The following is a 4,577-nucleotide window of genomic DNA, read 5'->3' as shown; positions in this document are numbered from 1 at the left end:
TCCGTCCCCTCCTATTTCACAACCGTGACCGGCACATCGGCATGCATGACCAGATTCTGGGTCGAACTGCCGAAGATACGCTTTTTCAACCCATCGGCCGAGGCCCGCCCGACGACGATCTGCGACCCGCCCTGTTCCAGCGTGATCGCGTTCAGGGTTTCGGCCACATCACCGTGCCGCACAATGCCCAGCGCGTTGAAACCCGCGGCCTTCAACCCATCGACCGCAGGGGTCACGATGCGGGTTGTGGCCAGTTCCACCTCTTCCTCGCGCCGTTTGTGGCGCAGGGCGTTTTCTTCCGGTGTCTGGAATGTGAATGGAGACCACTCGATGACATAAGCCACCACCAATTCGCAGGTTCCGATACGCTCTGCCAGATCTTTGGCAAAGGCGATCGCGCGCTCTCCGGTTTCTGTCCCGTCCAATCCTATGACAATTTTCGTTGTCATCTTGTTCCTCCGTTATCGTTGCTCTGACCGGGGCTATCGCCCCCGCCGGACAGCCGGCACCTGGAGAATTTTGGGTGGGCCACCCTGAAGGAAGTATCTGAAAAAAATGATGAAAAATGGAGGAGTTTTTGCCGAACGCCCCTTAACGCTCGGCTTCTGATTGAAAACAAAGGGAAATTTCCATCCTGGATATGCGTCGGATCACCTTGAGACTTCATCGAAGGGTGCCCGCAGTCGGGACATCACCCCGGATCGGTGTTGTAAATCAGGCGCTCGTCACAGGGTGCGATCCGCAGAATATTGGTTGTTCCCGGGACGTTGAACGGCACCCCGGCGGTGACGACGATCTGGTCCGTCTCAACCGCAAACCCATCCGACCGCGCGGCGCGGGCGGCGGCAACGACCGCGCCTTTGAACCGCTCCAGTTCCGGCGTCATGACGCAATGACACCCCCAGCTCAGGCACAGGCGGCGGGCGGTGCCCTTGGCCGGGGTCATGGCGATGATCGGCACGCCGGGCCGTTCCCGTGCCGTCAGCAGGGCGGTTGTACCACTTTGGGTAAAGCAGCAGATCGCCTTGATATCCGTCTTCTCAGCAATTTCACGGGCGGCGGCCACGATCCCGTCTGCAATCGTCGTGCCTTGTGCGGAACGCGAGGCCGCGACGATCTGGGTATAGGTCGGGTCAGCCTCAACCTCGATGGCGACCTTGTTCATGGTCTGGACGGCCTCGATCGGATAAGACCCCGCCGCAGATTCTGCGCTGAGCATGATGGCATCGGTGCCCTCATAGATCGCGGTGGCCACGTCCGAGACCTCGGCCCGTGTCGGCATCGGGCTTTCGATCATGCTCTCCAACATCTGCGTGGCAACGATCACCGGCTTGGCATCAGCCCGGCACCGCCGCACCAGACGTTTCTGGATCGGGGGAACCGCGGATACCGGCAGCTCCACCCCCAGATCGCCGCGCGCGACCATGATCCCGTCCGAGGCATCCAGGATATCGTCAAACGCCTCAACCGCTGCGGGTTTTTCGATCTTCGACAGGATCGCCGCCCGGCCATCGGCCAGCGCGCGCGCCTCGAACACATCCTTGGCGCGCTGCACAAAGCTGAGCGCCAGCCAGTCCACACCCAGTTGACAAACGAACTCCAGATCATCCCGATCCTTTTCCGACAGCGCCGCCAGCGGCAGCACCACATCCGGCACGTTCACCCCCTTGCGGTTCGAGATCGTGCCGCCGGTCTCAACACTGCAATCCGCGAAATCGCTGCCACAGGACTGAACGATCAGACGGATTTTGCCGTCATTGACCAGCAGCCGTGCGCCGGGCTCCAGTGCCTGAAAAATCTCGGGATGCGGCAGGCACACGCGACCCTGATCGCCCGGAGTTTCATCCAGATCCAGACGGAACGCCGCGCCCTCGATCAGTTCCTCGGCATCATTGGCAAACACGCCCACGCGCAGTTTCGGCCCCTGCAGGTCGGCCAGAATGGCGATGGGGCTGTCCAGATCCTTTTCCACCTGCCGGATGATCCGGTGCTTTTCGCGGATTTCGTCATGGCTGCCATGGCTCATGTTCAGGCGGAACACATCCGCCCCGGCCTCGTGCAATGCGCGGATCATGTCATAGTCTTCGGACGCCGGACCCAGCGTCGCCACGATCTTCACTTTTCTCAGGCGTCGCATCGGTCTTGCTCTCCTCAATTGTCCGGTGTTACCGCAAACAGTGCTCGGGCTGCTTATTGCGCAATTCCCTTTCCGAAGCAACTGCCGTACACCTTCGGCAAACGAGATAACAGGCTTATGACATACACTCCGTTCTTTGTTCATGGCGCGGATCGCCCATCGCGCTGGCTGATCACCTGCGATCATGCCACCAATACCGTCCCGCCCGAAGTCAATGGCGGCGACCTTGGCCTGCCGCGCGAGGATATGGAGCGTCACATCGCCTATGATGTCGGCGCCTATGAGGTCTCCAAACATCTGGGCGAGGTTTTGAACGCGCCGGTTGTGGCCGCCAATTTCTCGCGCCTCGTGATCGACCCGAACCGGGGCGAGGATGATCCGACCCTGCTGATGAAGCTCTATGACGGCTCGATCATCCCCGGCAACCGCCATGCCGACGCGGCCGAGCGGGAACGGCGGCTGAACCAGTATTACCGCCCCTATCATGACACTTTGGCGAAGATGGCTGCCCTGCCCCATGCGGTGATCATTTCGATGCATTCCTTCACACGTCAACTGCGCGGGCGTGAGCCGCGCCCTTGGCATATCGGCGTGCTGCACACCCCGGACGAGCGGTTCTCGGCCCCTCTGATCAATCGCCTGCGGGCCGAGGACGACCTGTGCGTCGGCGTCAATGAGCCCTATACCGGCGTTCTGCCCGGCGATGCGATTGACCGCCACTGCACCGCTTTTGGCCGCCCCAATGCCCTCATTGAGCTGCGCAATGACCTGATCGCCGATCACGCGGGACAGCGCGCATGGGCGGAACGGCTGGCGGTGGTTTTGCAGGACGCGCTGGCCGATAGCGGCCTTTGATCACACGTTCTTGTGAGGTTAGTCTCTGATCCCTACGTGAAAAGGAAAAGGAGGCGACTGTGTCTCAGGAATTTCTAACGTCCGTCTTTGGCTGGATGGCCGTTCTGAACATCGCGGTTTTGCTGTTCACCACGGTTATGATTGTGCTGTTGCAGGACTGGATCGCAGGCATTCACGGCAGGATGTTCCAGATGGAGCGCGCGGATGTGAAGCGCGCGTATTTCCGGTATCTGGCAAACTACAAGATCCTGACCCTCATCTTCTGCATCATTCCGTGGCTGGCTTTGAAGCTGGCCTGACAGGCTGTTTGTTGAAACATGGTCGTTGGGCCGCTAGGTCAAGGCAGACACGCAATTGAACCATTCGGAGCCCGACCATGGACCACCAGACCGAGATCGAACTTCAGGCCGCTGCCTTCCGGCGCTTGCAAAAGCACCTGATGGAAGACCGCACCGACGTGCAGAACATCGACATGATGAATCTGGCGGGGTTCTGCCGCAACTGCCTGTCGCGCTGGTATCAGGAGGCCGCCAACGAAAAGGGCATCGAGATGGGCAAGGACGAGGCCCGTCAGATTTTCTACGGCATGACCATGGATGAGTGGAAAGCCAACTACCAGACCGAGGCGAGCCCGGAAAAACAGGCCGCCTTCAAGACCGCTTTTGAAGAAAACGTGGGCAAAAAAGACTGACAAAAAAGGCCCGCGCTGGCGGGCCTTCAAAGATCAGATCGCAGCCTTGAGGCTTTCTTCCAGATAAATCTCGCGCAATCTGGCGGCAATCGGCCCCGGGGTGCCGTCGCCCAGTTGCACGCCATCAATCGCCACGACCGGCATCACGAATGCCGAGGCCGAGGTGACAAACGCCTCATCCGCCTCTTTCGCTTCATCGATGGTGAACAGGCGTTCATCGATTTCCATCTGGGCCTCAGCCGCCATGCGCAGAACCGCCTTGCGGGTGATGCCGTGCAGGATGTCGTTCGACAGCGGGCGGGTCACAATCTTGCCGTTCTTGACGAAATAGGCGTTGTTCGAGGTGCCTTCGGTGACATAGCCATCCTCGATCATCCAGGCGTCATCCGCACCGGCCTTCTTGGCCATCATCTTGCCCAGCGACGGGTACAGCAATTGCGTCGTTTTGATGTCGCGACGGCCCCAGCGCACATCCTCGATCGAGATGACGCTGATCCCCTTTTTCGCCGCGGGGCTGTCCGCCAGACCCGGCTTGCTCTGCGTGAACAGAACCAGAGTCGGACGGACGTCATCCGAAGGGAACACGAAGTCCCGGTCGCCATCGCTGCCGCGCGTGACCTGCAGATAGACCAGACCGTCATCAATCCCGTTCAGTTCGACCAGTTTCCGGTGAATCTGCAGCAGTTCGTCCTTGCTGCAAGGGGCGGCCATGTCCAACTCGTCCAGCGACCGTTTCAGGCGCACCGCGTGGCCATCAAAATCGATCAGCTTGCCGCCCAGAACGCTGGTCACCTCGTAAACGGCGTCCGCCATCAGGAAACCCCGGTCAAAGATCGAAACCGTGGCCTCGGTTTCCGGCAGGTATTCGCCATTCACATAAACGGTGCGGGTCAT

Annotated in this window: 6 protein-coding genes; 3 read left to right on the top strand and 3 right to left on the bottom strand. The window is 60.1% G+C overall.

The features are described from left to right. Positions 1–11 precede the first annotated feature (11 nt). Both MPJ51_RS15925 and pyk read right to left on the bottom strand, forming a co-directional pair. On the bottom strand, positions 12–449 hold the full coding sequence (locus MPJ51_RS15925) for a universal stress protein (RefSeq protein ID WP_298388710.1): 438 nt from the start codon (positions 447–449) through the stop codon (positions 12–14). Positions 450–691: 242 nt separating this feature from the next. Then, positions 692–2,137, bottom strand: coding sequence for a pyruvate kinase (gene pyk / locus MPJ51_RS15920; RefSeq protein WP_298388708.1), 1,446 nt, complete (start codon positions 2,135–2,137; stop codon positions 692–694). Between the two features lie 117 nt (positions 2,138–2,254). Between pyk and MPJ51_RS15915 the strand changes: the two genes are divergently transcribed. From MPJ51_RS15915 to MPJ51_RS15905, 3 genes are all read left to right on the top strand, one after another. Next, positions 2,255–2,992 carry an N-formylglutamate amidohydrolase gene (locus MPJ51_RS15915; RefSeq protein ID WP_298388707.1) on the top strand — a complete coding sequence of 246 codons (738 nt, stop codon included), beginning with the start codon at positions 2,255–2,257 and terminating at the stop codon, positions 2,990–2,992. A 59-nt stretch (positions 2,993–3,051) separates the two neighbouring features. After that, the gene (locus MPJ51_RS15910) at positions 3,052–3,291 is read left to right on the top strand and encodes a DUF6868 family protein (RefSeq protein WP_298388705.1); all 240 of its coding nucleotides are present in this window, start codon (positions 3,052–3,054) and stop codon (positions 3,289–3,291) included. 77 nt (positions 3,292–3,368) lie between these two features. Continuing rightward, positions 3,369–3,683, top strand: a complete 315-nt coding sequence (locus tag MPJ51_RS15905; RefSeq protein WP_298388703.1) for a DUF1244 domain-containing protein — start codon at positions 3,369–3,371, stop codon at positions 3,681–3,683. A 33-nt stretch (positions 3,684–3,716) separates the two neighbouring features. Here the strand turns inward: MPJ51_RS15905 and MPJ51_RS15900 are convergent, their stop codons facing one another. Further along, positions 3,717–4,577, bottom strand: coding sequence for a D-amino-acid transaminase (locus MPJ51_RS15900; RefSeq protein ID WP_298388701.1), 861 nt, complete (start codon positions 4,575–4,577; stop codon positions 3,717–3,719).

Origin of the sequence: Ruegeria sp. (genome assembly GCF_028066395.1) — a bacterium.
In the GTDB taxonomy this organism is placed as follows: Bacteria; Pseudomonadota; Alphaproteobacteria; order Rhodobacterales; family Rhodobacteraceae; genus Ruegeria.
Note: the sequence above shows the minus strand (reverse complement) of the source record. Positions and strands in the feature narration are given on the sequence as shown.